We start from the raw sequence: 15,827 nt of genomic DNA on the forward strand, positions 1-15,827 counted from the left end.
GGTAGTTACATATGTGTTTTGGTACCGCGAGGAACACAGTAGATAAGCGTCATTGTTTCGGTGACGAGGAGGCCATGGCCAAACTACTCGATGATGAGTTGTCGGCACTCATTCTTGCTGTCCCTACCCAAACCTCGCTGCTCACCGTATCCCGGACGCAGACCACTGGATGACCGGGCTATGCTTACCGGCATGCTGTTCATCTTGCAGACGGGCCTGCGCTGGGACCTGCTGCCACGCGAGATGGGCTGCGGCAGCGGCATGAGTTGCTGGCGCGGTCTTATGGGACTGGCAGGCTGCCGGCGTCTGGGGCCGGCTGCGCGAAGTGCTGATCGCGAAGCCGACCTGATTGACTGGTTCCGTGTCGTCGTCGAGTCCTCCTCGATCCGCGCGGTGGGTGCAGGTCAAACACGGACCGAATCACACCGACCACACGCGACCTGGTTCCAAGCACCTCCTCAACACCGAAGCGCAGGGCATCCCGCTCGCGGTAATCCTCACCGGCGCCCACCGCCACGATGTCACCCAGCCTCACACGCCGGCTGACGCAATCCCGTCCATTGCCGAAAGGCGCGGCCGACCGCTTTCGAAGCCCCGCATCGTTCAGGGCGATCGGGCCTACGATCACGACAGATAGCGCCGTCCGCTACACGCAACCGGCATCGCTACCGAAATCGCCCGACGTGGCCAGCCTCATAGCAGCAGCCTCGGCGAAACCCGCTGGTCGTCGAGCGAACCATTTCGTGGCTTCACAACGTCGGGCGACTGCGCACCCGGTTTGAACGCCTCGCTTTTATCCTAACGACCGCTAGGCAGTTAGGTATTCGGTATACCAAATATTGTTTGCCAAACTATCTGATCAGCTTCCACAAACAAACTGACCGAAGTTAAGGTCCCCCGGCTAGTCGCAACACTGAAAAGCATTGGACAGTCACCCGATCTGAGGCATACTGACTATGCAGTCATATAAAATGTCCGATCGTTCAAATTGATTTGAAAGGGCGCGGCATGCTGACAGGTAGTGACACGGTCCGGCGTTGGAATACCGATACAGAGAGTGACGGGGGCGGAATTGACTGTAGGGTACGTGACGGGGCGAACGAGACCGGTGGTCGGGCGGATGAGGTTCTCATCCTGGAGCCTTAGGACACGGCTCCTGATAGTGACCATACTGACGGTGTTGATTGGCTTCGTAGCGACTGTTTCGTTCTTGACCTCGCGGTCAACGGATTCGCAAGAGGCTGCGGCGCTCATGTACGCTGAGCAACTCGCAGCTACCAGTGCTGCAGAAGTTCAAGGGCAGATGGCAGTGTCATTCCGAACCACCACGATCTCGTGGACACTCTGTTCGTCATGCGCCAGCAAGGCGTGCCCAACCGAGCGGCGGGAGCAGCTGTGATTGGACAAATCGCGAAGTCAAACCCCGGCTATCTTGCTGTGTGGAGCGTTTGGGAACCCAATGCCTTCGACGGAAAAGACAGCGAATTTGCGCGCTCGATGGGTACTGATGAAACGGGGCGCTACATCCCCGCATGGGGGCGGTATAGCGGGGCGCTCAAGCTGGAGCCTGCCGTCTACTACGACACGAATGATGAACGAAGTGACTGGTACCGCGTACCTCAACGTACCGGTCGCGAGATGGTGACCGAACCGAACAGTGTCGTAATCGACGGAAAATCGGTCCTTCTCACAAGCGTTGCGGTTCCCATGCTTGATCACGGAAAGTTTATGGGTGTCTCAGGCATGGACATCGCTTTGCCCGACCTTCAGGCGGAACTGCGCAGAATCCGCCCCTACAATGTCGGATATTTAAGCCTTTTGTCGCCGAGCGGAAAATACATAGTGAATGGGCAGGAGGGAAAGAAGGAGTCTTTACCCTTGTCAGTTTCGTCCCCAGAGGTTCTGGCGGCAGTCCGCGAGGGGCGAAAACTGGTCACGCAGGTTCGGGACGAGCGAGTGGGACAGGTGATTCGTATTTACATGCCCGTACCAATCGGTGACACCGGCACCTCATGGTCGTTGGCCGTAACGATTCCTGCCCGCGTAATTCAGGATGAGGTGAGAGAGCAGCAGTATCTTGCCGCAGGCTGGTGCGTTTCCAGCATTCTCGCGGTGTCTCTGTTGCTTGGCCTCGCGATTGAGCGATCGGTGCTGAGGCCATTGGGGGGCGAACCCACCGTGGCTCATAGCATCGCTGCACAGGTGGCAAGCGGTGACCTCACCGGAAAGACGCCGCTGAAACGCAATGATGCATCGAGCCTCATGGCGGCACTGTCAAGGATGCAGGAAAGCCTGCGGCGTATGGTAGCCACTGTGCGTCGAAATGCCGATCATGTTGCGCTCGCCGCAGCCGAGATCGCAAACGGAAATCAGGATCTGAGCGCTCGCACAGGAGGGCAAGCCGCAGCCATCCAACAGGCGAGTGCGTCGATAGAAGAGTTTGGATCGACCATACAACAAAACTCCGCCAACGCCCGTGAAGCAAATGCCCTTGCAGTATCCGCATCACATGTTGCGACTAGAGGGGGAAATGTCGTCGGGCAGGTGGTTGAAACCATGCAGACAATTAACGCTAGCTCCCACGAGATCAGCGTAATCGTTGGTTTGATAGAGGGAATCGCTTTCCAGACAAATATCCTTGCCCTAAACGCTGCTGTCGAGGCTGCACGTGCAGGAGAACACGGCACCGGATTCGCGGTGGTAGCGGCGGAAGTCAGGAGTCTCGCACAGCGGTCCGCCGCGGCAGCCAAGGAAATCAAGAGACTCGTCGCTGCTAACCAGGCGCGGGTGCAGCAAGGTACAGGACTTGCCGACGATGCAGTAGCTACGATGAGCGTCGTCGTTCGGAGCATCCAGCGCGTTGCATCGATTGTCGCCGAGATCACTGTAGCAAGCGGCGAGCAAGAAAAAGGGGTTTTGCAGATAGGACTGGCCGTCCGACAGATCGACGATAATACGCAACGAAACGCGGTGCTTGTAGAGCAAAGTGCTGCGGCAGCCGAAAGCCTGCGTGAACAGGCTGAAGAGCTAGTCAAAATAGTTGCCGAGTTCAGATTGCCGCCCCACTAACCCTGCTATAAATCGGCGAAGCCGCCGCTGTCGTGTGGGTCAGCATACCGACCTCGTCAACTAAAGTGCCAGGAAAGTGGCATAAGTAAGCAGTTGGCGATTTTTTTCCATGCGATCGTCGAAGAACCAATAACCAATACGACACCGTCCTATCGGCAGGACTGACATTACTTGTGGACTAAATGCGGCGAGTTCAGCCCGTAATCCCACACCCCGCATGGCAGGGAATTTTCTCTTCTAGACAGCCATAGGGAAAACATAAGAGCGCATCACCGCCCCTTTCATGGATTGCGGGGGGACGAAGTCGACGGTAATCAGGAGAGTCGAAATTCAGCCGTTCCCAGACGACTATTGCCTTTCAGCATTCACGTAGGGAGCATTGTCCAGGTGAAGTCTCAGCTGAACGGGGCGTCGAGGTGGCGCGCGAGGGGGATAGGATTGGGCTATATCCGGCAGTTTCAAGTCGTATTTCCTGTATCCATCGCATAACGGTTAATTTCGTCTCCTAGGCTACCGTCGGGCAAACACAAAAACTTTCCAATGGCTTCGCGTCTGTGCGCTGTGACTGATTCGACGGTGAATCGGAAGCCTTTCGTGGCACGAGCCCTTGGCATATTTGGAGACAATTTATGAACCCGCGAATCATCGACGTCCAGCAGTTCTTGGACGATCATCGCTTTTCCGCCTTCCAATGGACGATTCTGGTCCTATGCTTTTTCGTCGTCGCCGTGGACGGATTGGACACCGCAGCGATGGGGTTCATCGCACCATCGCTCGTAACTGAGTGGGGCGTAACCAAAGCGGCGCTCGCTCCAGTGATGAGTGCAGCGTTGTTCGGTCTGGCCATTGGTGCACTGACGGCTGGGCCACTGGCGGACAAATACGGACGGAAGAGGGTAATTGTCGCGTCGGCACTAATTTTTGGAGTGGCGAGTCTGTCCAGCTCGGCATCGTGGTCTCTCTGGTCGCTCACTGCGTTTCGCTTTCTCACCGGGCTGGGACTCGGCGCCGCGATGCCCAACACTGTGACGCTGATTAGCGAATATGCCCCTCGCAGCAGGCGCGCGTTGCTCTCGACGCTGATGTTCTGCGGATTCTCGCTAGGGTCGGCGTCTTCAGGCTTCGTGGCTTCTCACATTATTCCCGCATACGGATGGCGAAGCCTCCTCGTGGTAGGCGGAGTATTGCCTCTTGTTCTGGTTTTGCTGCTAATCATTGTCCTTCCAGAGTCTGCCCGATTTCTGGTTTGCAAGGGCGCACCGGCGGCGCGTATCGCAAAGATACTGTGCCGCATCTCGTCGGATACTGACTTTTCGAATGCGGTATTCACTGTTCCCGAAGTGGTTGGTGCTGCATCGGAGTCGTCTATCAAGGCGCTGTTCCGTCATAACAATGGAACAGGAACGGTCCTTCTCTGGGTCACCTATTTCATGGGTCTCGTGGTGGTTTACATGCTCACGGGGTGGTTGCCGACGCTCATGAAGGAGGCGGGCATTCCGCTGGCTCAGGCTGCTGTCGTAACCGGCATGTTCATGTTCGGGAGCACCTTTGGAACCATCCTGATGGGCTGGTTGATGGATCGCATGAACAACCATGTGGTGATGGGCGTTTCATATGCAGCGGCTGCAATCTGCGTTGTCGCCATTGGGATGCATCCCGGCGACGTCGATTTGCTGCGCGTACTTGTTTTTGCTGCAGGCTTCGCAATGGGTGCTCAGGTGTCGATGGTGATTCTGGCAGCGCAGTTTTACCAGACCCAATACCGTGCAACCGGTGTGAGCTGGATGCTGGGTATCGGCCGCTTCGGCGGAATCCTCGGTGCGTCGACAGGTGGCGTTCTTATGACACTGGGTTGGGACTTCCAGACCATCTTCTTTGGTCTTGCGATACCGGCTGTGCTGGCTGCCATGGCTGTAAGCCTTAAGGGTATGTACTACGCGCGTCGACCGAACGCTATCCCGGTCGGAAAAGGAGCAGTACCTGAGCTCGATGTGCATTAGGTAGAGAACTTACCGTTCTGAAATTTCTGTATGTTGTTGCGACGGGTGTTTGTGCCCGGCGTCGCATCCAAGTAATCAATGGAGAATCTATGCGACCACTGGACGGAGTCAAAGTCGTCACGCTCGAGCACGCAATCGCGGCTCCCTTCTGCACCCGGCAGTTGGCGGACCTCGGCGCCCGAGTTATCAAAATTGAACGCCCTGAAAGCGGCGATTTTGCTCGTGGCTACGACAATCGCGTCAGCGGTCTTTCGTCTCACTTCGTGTGGACGAACCGCTCGAAAGAAAGCCTGGCGCTTGATCTTAAAGCCGATGGAGCCACTGACGTCATCCAGGCGCTTTTGGCGGATGCAGATGTTCTGGTTCAGAATCTCGCCCCCGGCGCCGCGGACCGTCTCGGGTTGGGCTATGACGCGCTGCGCGAGCGATTTCCCCGTCTAATCGTTTGCAATATCAGTGGTTATGGTCCGGATGGTCCGTATCGTGACAAAAAGGCCTATGATCTGCTTATCCAAAGTGAAGCTGGCTTTCTCTCGGTCACTGGTTCCCAGCAAGAGTCCGCGAAGGCTGGGTGTTCGATCGCCGATATATCCGCGGGTATGTACGCCTACACCAACATCCTCGCGGCACTATTACAGCGCCAGAAGACCGGTGAGGGCTGTCGCATCGACGTTTCGATGCTTGAGAGCATGGTCGAATGGATGAGTTTCCCGCTGTACTACGCCATTGAGGACCAACCACCTCCGCCACGCGCTGGTGCAGCCCATGCAACCATCTTCCCGTACGGTCCATTTGAAGCGGGTGATGGGAACACGGTGATGCTCGGGTTGCAAAATGAGCGCGAGTGGATAACGTTCTGCGAGAAAGTCCTTCAACAGATCGATTTGACGCAGGATGAGCGCTTTAACGCCAACCCCAAACGGGTCGCTCACAAGAGCGAGTTGCGCGAGATCATTACTTCTATATTCTCCACGATGACGGCGGCTGAGGTCATTGCTCGACTGGACGATGCAGGAATTGCAAATGCACAGGTCAATGACATGCACGCCGTGTGGCGCCATCCGCAACTGAAGGCGCGTGGTCGATGGACCGAAGTCGAGAGCCCTGCAGGCAGAATCCCAGCGCTTCTTCCACCGGGGATTCCGGCCTCTTTCCATCCACGTATGGACCCCATTCCTGCGCTTGGCCAGCATACAAGCGCGATCATGGACGAACTGAGCTTGGCATGCCCTCGGAATGTCGACCGCTCGGACGTAGCCGAGGTTTAGGCTCAATCTATACTGAAAACCATTATGGCAGCAAGAAGCTATCTCTTTGTTCCTGGCAACCGCCCCGAACGCTTTGAAAAAGCGTACGCTTCCGGCACGGATGCCGTGATACTTGACCTCGAGGACGCAGTCGCCACGGACTTGAAGGTTGAAGCACGTGACACTGTCACGTCGTGGCTGAACGCGGGCGGCCGGGCGTACGTCCGCATCAATGCGAGAGGTACCGAGTGGTATCAGAACGACGTTACCAATCTGATGAAATGCCCAGGTCTCCTTGGTATCGTCGTCCCAAAAGCGGAAGAGAGTGCCGCGCTCGTTAAGATCTCAAAGGAACTGTCAGACGAGGCCGTGATACTGCCGTTGATCGAATCGGCGCGTGGTTTCGCGAACCTCCAACAGATTGCTTGCACGCCAAGGGTCGAGCGCTTGGTTTTCGGAACCTTGGACTTTCAGGTCGACACAGGTATACGCGGCGATGGCGACGAACTTGTGTACTTCAGGTCGCAGTTGACGCTGGTATCTCGCCTGGCGGGCATAGCAGCGCCTGTAGATGGCGTAACCGCTTCGCTCGACGACGGTGATCTGTTGCGTCAGGAGACGCTACGTGCCCGGAACCTCGGTTTCAGAGGGAAGCTTTGTATCCACCCAAAGCAGGTGCCACATGTCCATGCGGCGTTCCAGCCGAGTACAGAGGAGGTTGATTGGGCGAACCGGGTGCTCACAGCTGTGAACGTAAGTAAAGGAGCGGTGACTGTCGTTGACGGGAAGATGGTCGATGTACCTGTCGTCTTAAAGGCTCGCGACATCTTTGAGAGCGCAGGAATCACTACTTAGCCGGGCTCACGTAGGTATGCCATCGCCATTCCTTAACGGTGGCATCTTTCTTTTCTAACCCACTTCACTTCAATATCTTGCGAATGTAATTGGCGATCTGTACCACTGCTTCACGCGCTTCAGGGAATTCGTCCGAAGAGAACGGCCAAACATGGATCATCTGCTCCCCGATGATCAGATCAACTTCGACCTGCGCCTGCCGGGCTTTCTCCACAAGACGGATCGAGTCATCCATGAGCACCTCCGCGGTGCCGACGAGTACCAAAAGCGGCGGCAGTCCCCTTAAGTCGGCATAGAGTGGCGACGCCAGAGGGTTGTATGGATTCCCGGCAATGCCAATATAGTGGCGCACATTCGACGCGCAAAGCGCCTCGCTAATGAATGGATCTACGCTGGCCCTGGTCTTCTGCGACTCGCCTTGCAATGCGAGGTCGGTCCAAGGTGACAGGCACACTCCTGCTGCCTGCTGCCTGCTGCAGGCAGTGGCAGACCCTGATCTCGCAAGGACACGAGGGTCGCCACTGTGAGACCACCCCCCGCAGAGTCGCCGGCGATCACAATCCGGGCCGGATCTATGCGCTGCGCGAGCAGCCACTGATAGCCTCGGACCGCATCCTCTACCGCGGCGGGGAAGGGGTGTTCGGGCGCAAGGCGATAGTCGATGGAGAAACCCCGGACCCTCGTTTCACGCGATAGTGCGACGACTAGAGGGCGATGTGTCGCGGTCGAGCCGAACATATAACCACCCCCGTGCAGGAAGAGAACGACGCGCGACGGGTCACTACCGGCTATCTCGACCCATTCGCCTGGGACGCCGTTCGCATCGACAGACGCGATTGTCACGTCTGGGCACACGGTGGGTTCGCCGTTCATAGCGGCGAATGCCTCGCGCAGCTTCACCGGATCTTTTATGGTTTCGAAAGAGGCCGGGTGGGCGAACAATCGAGCATTGAAATCACGAAATTCCTGACTTGGCATGGCGGCTCCTGAACTCGGGCTCTGCGGTATCCCTTTGCTCGAGTTCGTAGGTTTGACCTAGCGAAGGAGGTACTCGAGGAGCGTGTAGTGGAAGAATTGCAGCGCATTCTAAGAACGACGCTCTGAATTGGAGTCGTGACATTCTTTGATGTCACTGCAGCACGAGGCCAGCGATGCGGCTACGGTACAGAACGCCTGCGACGCATCCCATTCGGCTTTAGGTAAACGATGCGCCGCACAGCGGCAAATACAATCCGGCATAAGGTCGTTGCCTAGATCGTGCGACCACCGTCGACGGGGACTTCGAGCCCTGTCAGGTATGCCGCTCCGTCGGTAGCCAGAAAGACCGCAACCTGCGCCACGTCATCTGGCTCGCAGAGACGTCCAAGTGGAATTGATGCGATAAATCGAGCGCGATTCTCAGGTGTATCCGGTACGCCCATAAAGTGTTCGAGCAGCGCGGTGGCCCCCATAACGGGGCAGATAGCATTCACGCGGATGTTATCGGGTGCGAGTTCGACCGCCATAGACTTCGACAGCATGTTGACCGCGCCTTTGGAGCCGTTGTACCAGGTCAGACCAGGTCGGGGACGAATGCCGGCAACAGAACCCACGTTGAGAATGACCCCCTTCTTGCGTTCGCGCATCAGTGGCACCACTGCATGCGCCATGTGATAGATGGACTTGATATTGACAGCGTAAATGCGGTCGAAGGTCTCTTCGTCAACGCCGAGCATTGGCTGATTCCGGTGAGTCGTGCCAGCGTTGTTCACAACGACGTCAGGCACGCCAAACGTCTCGACACAGGTCCGAACCGCAGCGGTGATATCAATCGATTTCGTAACATCGCACAAAATGGCAGTAGCATTGTCGCCGAGTTCTGCTGCGAGCATCTCGCCCGCAGCGACGTTCAGGTCCGCAATGACGACCTGTGCACCTTGCTCGACGTAGCGTCGAGCAATTTGAGCGCCGAAACCACTCGCAGCGCCCGTAACGATTGCAATCTTGCCCTGCAAAGCCCCCATTCTCTGTCTCCGCTATCTAGTGAAAATCAATTGAAGTACTGCGCTACAGTCTTGGTAGTGCTCATTTCTTCGAGGGCGAGAAAGCCCTTTTCGCGCCCGTGTCCGCTCTTCTTCATACCTCCAAACGGTAGCTCCACTCCACCGCCTGCGCCGTAGCAATTGATGAATATCTGACCTGCAATAATCTTGCGTGCCAGCCGGGCTTGGCGGCTTCCGTTCTCGGTCCATACGCCAGCAGCCAGGCCAAACTCGGTTGCGTTCGCCAGCGCGATGGCGTCTGACTCGTCGGAGAAGGTCATCGCCGACAATACAGGCCCGAACACTTCATTGCATGCGAGCCGGTGCGCGCGGGGTACGTTGCCAAAGAGAACAGGAGCAACAAAGTATCCCCCTGACGGAGCGTCTTTCGCGACCGTGCCTTGCGCGAGGAGCGGTACGCCAGAAGCGACGGCATCGTCGATGAAACCTTGAACCCGCTTCCGCTGTTTCGCACTTACGATAGGTCCGCAATCCAGATCCATCTCCGGTGTTCCCACGCGAACCTCATTGAACAGGCGTGCCACCTTAGCGATGAACTTGTCGTAAATGTCTTCCTGGATCAGAAGACGGCTTCCCGCGGAACATGTTTGACCCGCGTTCTGAACGATCGCTTTCACGATTTGCGGGGCTGCCTTTTCGAGATCCGCATCGTTGAACACAATCTGGGGTGACTTCCCGCCAAGCTCGAGGACACACGGAACGTGGTTGCGAGCGGTAGCTTCTTGGACCAGTACACCGACTTCGGGTGAGCCAGTAAACGTTGCGAAATTGATTTGCGGGTGGGCGGTGAGGGCGGCTCCAGCTTCGTGACCATAACCCGTGACTAGGTTGAACGAGCCGGCAGGGAAGCCAGCTTCTTCGAACAGTTGAGCAATTCGAATGCTGCTCAGGCATGCATCCTCCGATGGTTTGAGCACCGCCGCATTGCCCATGGCCAGCGCGGGCGCAATCGTACGACCGAGCATCTGTGCCGGGTAATTCCAAGGGATGATGTGTGCTGTAACACCATGCGGGACGCGAAGAATGCTTACGTTGAAGCCGTCAAGGTATGGAACCGTCTGACCATGGATCTTGTCGGCCGCTGTACCGTAGAACTCGAAATAACGCGCAACTACCTTCACGTCGTTGCGAGCTACGGTGAGTGGCTTTCCCGTGTCTCGGGCCTCGATCTGGGCAAGTTCCTCCGCATTGTCGAGAATCAATTGTCCCAGTCGGCAAAGCAGGCGTCCGCGCTCCGTTGCGGTCATTTGTCCCCACCTGCCCTCGAGCGCCTGATTCGCGGCGCGCACTGCCTGGCTTACATCTTCCGCTCTGCCGCGGCTGATGGTAGTGAATTTTTCGCCGTTGGAGGGATTGATTACATCGATGGTCTCGCCATCGACCGCTTCAACCCAGTTTCCGTTGATGTAAATCGTACCCATGCTCGTCTCCGTGCCTTTAATGTCGTCCTACAGTTGGCGCTGGGCTTCTGCCAACGCCTTTGGGAGCAGTTCAGGCAACTGTACGCTTGGGGGCAATACTGGAGAAATATGTATTTAGTCTCCCCGATATAGTTTTAATCTATACCAGCGGCTGCCCCCGCAATTGATACGGGATGCGGAGGCAACCCTAATGTCCGGAAGTCTGCGAACTAGATTTCGGATTTTCTTCGAACTTTTCGTTCGGCCACTTTGTTGTCCTCCGACTCTAATGCAGACTCCACGACCGGCAGCCGGATTTTTATCCCTTGCCATTCACCGGCGCCATGTAATTCAGCAATAAGTTCAATCATCGCAGACCGAACGACCTGGGTGGCAGCAATCGTGGGGACCGCGTTGTTCCAACACAGACTAGCTGGACGATTCATCCCAGGGTCAACGATCTTTCTGATAGGGGGGCGATTATTAAAATGCCGACGCGCCAACGCTGATGCCGGGAGCACTGTGCATGCGACGCCGGACTCTGCAATATCGAGCATTGTCGGCAGCGAATCAATGTCAGCTACGATATTCAGGTCTACGTCAGCGCGAGAGAAAGTTCGCTCGATAAGCAGGCGAAGTCCGTTCGTCGGACCGGGAGTGACCAATGGAACGTTGCCGAGAAACTTCAGTGGGCACACCTCGTCGTCCACACAGAGCTTAGAGACGGGATGTCCGACCACATACAAGTCTTCGTCAAATAGCGGGTGGACGGATACCCCCAGGCTTTCAGTGTCACGAAAGAGGATGGCGAGATCAAGCCGGCCGTTGGCAAGAAGCTCAGTGATGTATCCGCTCATGCTTTCAAAAATCTGTAGGCGGATGCCGGGATACTTCTGCCGAACTCGCTGGAAAAGCGGTGCGGCGAGCACGGACGCAATGGTAGTCGGAAAGCCTATCGCGACGGTACCGGATTCGCTCCCTCCCCCATCCTGCACCTCTTGACGGATTTGGTCCATCCGACGCAAGACATCACGCGAGAGCCGATAAAGTGCTTTTCCCGCCTCTGTGGGCGCAACCCCTTGTGGACTTCGGATAAGCAACTGCGCTTTCAATTCCGCCTCGAGGTTTAGTATCTGTTGGCTCAAGGATGGTTGAGCCACAAATAAGCGTTCCGCCGCTTTCGAAAGACTGCAGGAATCCACAATGGTTACGAAGTATTTCAGTTGCCGGACATCCATGGAAGCTTTCCTGTTTTACGATCGCCAAAGTTCATGACTATAGGATACTCCTCTATCGTCCGAGATTTTCTCGAAGATCTATCTATTCAATCAGCTAGACCATAAATCGAGGGAGTTCTCCCGTTATCCACGAGGTGATTGCGTTAAAGGCACACGTACACGAATCGTCGTTCCAAAACCAAGTGAGCTCTTCACCAAAATCTCTCCTCCGAGCATGACAACTCGCTCTCTCATACCTAAGATGCCGAACGAGTTTCTCTGAATAGTTTCCGGATCAAATCCTCGACCGTCATCTTGAACTTCAAGAAAACAATCGTTGTTTTCAATCTCCAAGGAGATTGTGACGCTACGGGCGCTCGCATGACGGACAATGTTGGTCAGGGCCTCCTGAGTCACGCGAAACAATGCAACGGAGCGATCCTCTTCGAGTCCTACATCATCTTGTGTGAACCGCCCCGGATTTTGTGGAGGCTCCAACTCTTGAGAGAATGGAGCCATGAACAAGAAGGTAACCAAGTTTTCGCCGGAAGTCCGGGAGCGCGCAGTGCGTCTGGTGCGCGAGCAGCGTAGCGAACATCCGTCGATGTGGGCGGCGGTCGAATCGATTGCGCCGATGATCGGCTGCACACCGCAGACACTGCACGAGTGGGTCAAGCGCGACCAGGTCGACCACGGTGAGCGCGATGGCGTGACCTCAGACGAGCGCGAGCGCCTCAAGGCCCTGGAGCGCGAAGTCAAGGAGTTACGTCGTGCCAACGAGATCCTCAAGGTCGCGAGCGCGTTTTTCGCCCAGGCGGAGCTCGACCGCCGTTTCAAGTCCTGAAGGCCTTTATCGATCAGCATCGCGACACCTTCGGGGTCGAGCCGATCTGCAAGGTCTTGCGGATTGCCCCGTCGGGCTACCGACGCCATGCCGCGCAGCTTCGTGATCCGTCGCGGCGCTCTGTTCGCGCAATCCGCGATGAACGTCTGCGGCCGGAGATCGAGCGCGTGTGGCGGGCCAACATGCAGGTCTACGGCGCCGATAAAGTCTGGAAGCAGATGAACCGGGAGCGTATCGCGGTGGCGCGCTGCACGGTCGAACGGTTGATGAAGCAACTGGGTTTGCGCGGCGTGATGCGAGGCAAGCGTGTTCGCACGACTGTTCCTGATGCCATAGCCCCGCGCCCACTGGATCGGGTCAATCGCCAGTTCAAGGCGGCACGGCCGAACCAGCTCTGGGTTTCGGATTTCACCTACGTTTCGACGTGGCAGGGCTGGCTGTACGTAGCCTTCGTGATCGACGTGTTCGCTCGCCGTATTGTCGGCTGGCGCGTCAGCACCTCGATGACCACGGACTTCGTTCCGGATGCACTTGAACAGGCGCTTTACGCGCGACGCCCGGGCGACGACGGGACCTTGATACACCATTCGGACAGAGGGTCCCAATACGTCAGCATTCGCTATAGCGAACGGCTGGCCGAAGCGGGCATCGAACCGTCGGTCGGCAGCCGGGGCGACAGCTATGACAACGCCTTGGCTGAAACGATCAACGGCTTGTACAAGGCTGAACTGATTCATCGCCGCACCTGGAAAACGCGGGAATCCGTTGAACTGGCAACGCTGGAGTGGGTGGCCTGGTTCAATCATCATCGATTGATGGAACCCCTCGGCTATATCCCGCCCGCCGAAGCTGAGGCAAACTACTATCGGCAACTTGAAACAGCTGCCGCTGAACCCGTATTAACTTAAACCAACCAGCCTCCACGATTCCCGGGGCGGTTCATGTGGTAGGCGGAGGTTGCACAAGATACCACTGTTTTTTGAAAACTGAGTTATCAACCACTGGAGTGCGCCGACGATACCAAAATCAATTGCAGCTGGGCGCAACGAAGTTACTACATCTCGCATAACTTGTATTGTTTTGTCGGAAATCGAAACTATTTCTAATAGCTCCGTCGCCAAATCTTCATTGTTCGATCCGAGATTGATCCGCACAGCTGATAGTCGCATTCTCAATGTGGTCAAATATTGACCGAGTTCGTCATGAAGTTCACGCGCAATGCGTCTACGATCTTCCTCGCGAGCCGTTTCGCGCCACGCGGCAAGTTCACGTAGTTTGCGATACGAATCGCGCAATCTAGATTCGGACTCTTTCCGCTCGGTGATGTCGCGCCACACCATCAGTACACTGCTGATGACTCCATCTGTGCCGCGCTCTGGAGAAACGTATGCATGCCAGTACCGTTTCTTTCCTTCAAATGTAAAAATGAGCTCAAGATTCGATTTTTCGTTATTTTTTACCGTATTTTCGAGAATATGATCAAGTCTTCGTTGAACCACTTTCGATTCTTCACATGCGCTATATATATGCTCAACCAGAATGTCGCGACTGTTTATACCGAACATGGATTCGAATTTTGGATTGACATACAGCCTCAATCCCCGCAGATCGTATCTAATGATCGGATCGGGGGAGTTTTCAACCAAAGTTCGGAAAGCGCGCTCGCTCTCCAGTAGGGCGAGTTCAGTTGCTCGAAGCTTGGTAACGTCACGCGCAATCCAAAGCACGTTCGTCACACGGCCGTCGCTTTCCTTCTCAGGGATCAGTCGGACTTCGAATTTTCGATCACCGTAGAGGCTTTGCCAATCAATTTCCGTTGTACAAGCGCATCCGGTCTCAATTACGCTCCGGATCATGTCCTCGCCGCGTTCCGCCAGTGTCGTCTCGGCAAGTAATGCAACCTCGCTCGGACACTTGCCAAAGAACTCTTCTTGTGGAATCTTGAAGAACCGGGATGCAGCTATATTGACGTAGAGACACCGGCATCGACTATCAAAGCGAACGATCTGATCTGGAAAGTTCTCTGCTAGTGTTCGAAACAACTCTTCACTGCGCTTGAGTCCGTCGATGTCTCGATAGATTGTTAGCACCCCGACCACATTACGCATCGCGTCGAACTCCGGAATGAGACGCATGTGTCCCCACCGAACTCGTCCAGTTCGATCTCTGCATCTCATCTCCTTGACCACTTCAATGCCGGACTCCATCACCTCGTCTAAAAGGACCATGTATTCAGATGGGTCTAGGAACAATGACAGTTCGGACGGTGTCGTACCGAGCACGCTTTCGGCTCGATTGCTAAAGGCGGCTAATAGCGCTGGATTAGCGTAGATGCGACGGAATTGGCGGTCGTAGCGGGCTATATAGTCTTGGGAACGGCTGCGGGATATACCTTCTCTTTCACTTGAGCCGGTAGGTGTATCGGTGCGATTCGTGACTTCGCTTGCCAACACCAAGCAGTAGCTACTGCTTCCGCATTCTAGTAAGCAGCAATTCATTTGGACGCAAAATGCGCTGCTATCTTTTCGCCGATGTGTGGTCTGAATACAAAGAGCGCCGTGTTCACGCAGTCGTTGCCATCCCCGTCGCCACGTCTCGCCGGTCCAATCCAGATCGATATCTTCGAAGCGTAGCGTTTCAAATTCCAACGCACTGTACCCAAGGGCGCGATGAGCCTCGTCGGAGGCGTATAACAATCGTCCGTCCTGTTTGATTAGATATGCAGCTACATCCGTATGATTAAACGTGAGATTTCTAGCCTGAAGCAACGCGTGTTGTGCAGCTATGATCCCTCTGAGCGTATCGAGTTCGGCTCTGAGACTGTCATGTTGCTCGCGCTGCTCATGCTGTGCCGCGGTCGTTGTTTGCCTCACTCGAACTCACCTGGATTTGTTTCATAAGCCTACCTACCGAAAGGCAGAACGTCGCACACTAGACAGTCGACGAGTCAGGTCATCGTTAGCAACTCCTTTCTGCTTCATCCGAATCATGGGATGCCTTTCTGGCTCCTCATGGCACGAAGCTTTGATTACACGCTCGACGAGCGAGTCTTATGCTAAGTGTTCTAATGACTCGACAGGACGTTCTTCTGCATCCTCTGGCCGATAGACGGCTCGATCAAGCATCAGGTAAGAAGCGGGCTAACTTGACCAG

General features: G+C 55.7%; 12 protein-coding genes, 1 pseudogene and 1 other annotated feature. Of the genes and pseudogenes, 6 read left to right on the forward strand and 7 right to left on the reverse strand.

The genetic code is table 11. From position 1 onward, the window contains the following. Positions 1-74 precede the first annotated feature (74 nt). The 5 genes and pseudogenes from BPHY_RS39835 (at position 75) to BPHY_RS24785 (ending at position 7,171) form a co-directional block, all read left to right on the forward strand. A pseudogene (locus tag BPHY_RS39835) lies at positions 75-891 on the forward strand (IS5 family transposase). A gap of 444 nt (positions 892-1,335) precedes the next feature. Continuing rightward, complete coding sequence (locus BPHY_RS43295; RefSeq protein WP_052306155.1) at positions 1,336-3,069, forward strand: methyl-accepting chemotaxis protein; 1,734 nt, start codon at positions 1,336-1,338, stop codon at positions 3,067-3,069. A 629-nt stretch (positions 3,070-3,698) separates the two neighbouring features. Next, a complete protein-coding gene (locus BPHY_RS24775) occupies positions 3,699-5,069 on the forward strand; it encodes an MFS transporter (protein WP_012404205.1) in 1,371 nt (456 codons plus the stop codon). Positions 5,070-5,158: 89 nt separating this feature from the next. Next, positions 5,159-6,337, forward strand: coding sequence for a CaiB/BaiF CoA transferase family protein (locus BPHY_RS24780; RefSeq protein ID WP_012404206.1), 1,179 nt, complete (start codon positions 5,159-5,161; stop codon positions 6,335-6,337). Between the two features lie 24 nt (positions 6,338-6,361). Beyond that, complete coding sequence (locus BPHY_RS24785; protein ID WP_012404207.1) at positions 6,362-7,171, forward strand: HpcH/HpaI aldolase/citrate lyase family protein; 810 nt, start codon at positions 6,362-6,364, stop codon at positions 7,169-7,171. 64 nt (positions 7,172-7,235) lie between these two features. On the opposite strand, the gene BPHY_RS43300 is transcribed toward BPHY_RS24785, so the two are convergent. From BPHY_RS43300 to BPHY_RS39845, 6 genes are all read right to left on the reverse strand, one after another. Continuing rightward, positions 7,236-7,625 (reverse strand): alpha/beta hydrolase, encoded by a 390-nt coding sequence (locus tag BPHY_RS43300; RefSeq protein ID WP_244257832.1) that lies wholly within the window; start codon positions 7,623-7,625, stop codon positions 7,236-7,238. Beyond that, entirely contained in the window at positions 7,559-8,149 is a 591-nt protein-coding gene (locus BPHY_RS44265; RefSeq protein WP_407671224.1) for an alpha/beta hydrolase fold domain-containing protein, read from the reverse strand. Before BPHY_RS44265 ends, BPHY_RS43300 begins: the two co-directional genes overlap by 67 nt. Before the next feature lie 272 nt (positions 8,150-8,421). Next, positions 8,422-9,174 carry an SDR family oxidoreductase gene (locus BPHY_RS24795; protein WP_012404208.1) on the reverse strand — a complete coding sequence of 251 codons (753 nt, stop codon included), beginning with the start codon at positions 9,172-9,174 and terminating at the stop codon, positions 8,422-8,424. 26 nt (positions 9,175-9,200) lie between these two features. Beyond that, positions 9,201-10,634, reverse strand: a complete 1,434-nt coding sequence (locus BPHY_RS24800; protein ID WP_012404209.1) for an aldehyde dehydrogenase family protein — start codon at positions 10,632-10,634, stop codon at positions 9,201-9,203. A gap of 209 nt (positions 10,635-10,843) precedes the next feature. Next, complete coding sequence (locus BPHY_RS24805) at positions 10,844-11,851, reverse strand: LysR substrate-binding domain-containing protein (RefSeq protein WP_012404210.1); 1,008 nt, start codon at positions 11,849-11,851, stop codon at positions 10,844-10,846. A gap of 123 nt (positions 11,852-11,974) precedes the next feature. Beyond that, on the reverse strand, positions 11,975-12,367 hold the full coding sequence (locus BPHY_RS39845; RefSeq protein WP_157686708.1) for a sensor histidine kinase: 393 nt from the start codon (positions 12,365-12,367) through the stop codon (positions 11,975-11,977). Between BPHY_RS39845 and BPHY_RS24815 the strand changes: the two genes are divergently transcribed. Further along, positions 12,348-13,582, forward strand: a protein-coding gene (locus tag BPHY_RS24815; protein ID WP_085965112.1) for an IS3 family transposase whose coding sequence is annotated in 2 segments (ribosomal slippage) — positions 12,348-12,639 and positions 12,639-13,582 — 1,236 coding nt in all. Because the reading frame shifts where the segments join, the coding sequence is not laid out codon by codon here. The genes BPHY_RS39845 and BPHY_RS24815 overlap by 20 nt on opposite strands. Next, positions 12,629-12,745, forward strand: a sequence feature (AL1L pseudoknot). (Overlaps the previous gene by 117 nt.) Here BPHY_RS24815 and BPHY_RS24820 read toward each other — a convergent pair. Then, a complete protein-coding gene (locus BPHY_RS24820) occupies positions 13,574-15,547 on the reverse strand; it encodes a PAS domain-containing protein (RefSeq protein WP_083775895.1) in 1,974 nt (657 codons plus the stop codon). The genes BPHY_RS24815 and BPHY_RS24820 overlap by 9 nt on opposite strands. Between the last annotated feature and the right edge of the window lie 280 nt (positions 15,548-15,827).

The sequence above is a fragment of the Paraburkholderia phymatum STM815 genome, from assembly GCF_000020045.1.
Classification (GTDB): Bacteria; Pseudomonadota; Gammaproteobacteria; order Burkholderiales; family Burkholderiaceae; genus Paraburkholderia; species Paraburkholderia phymatum.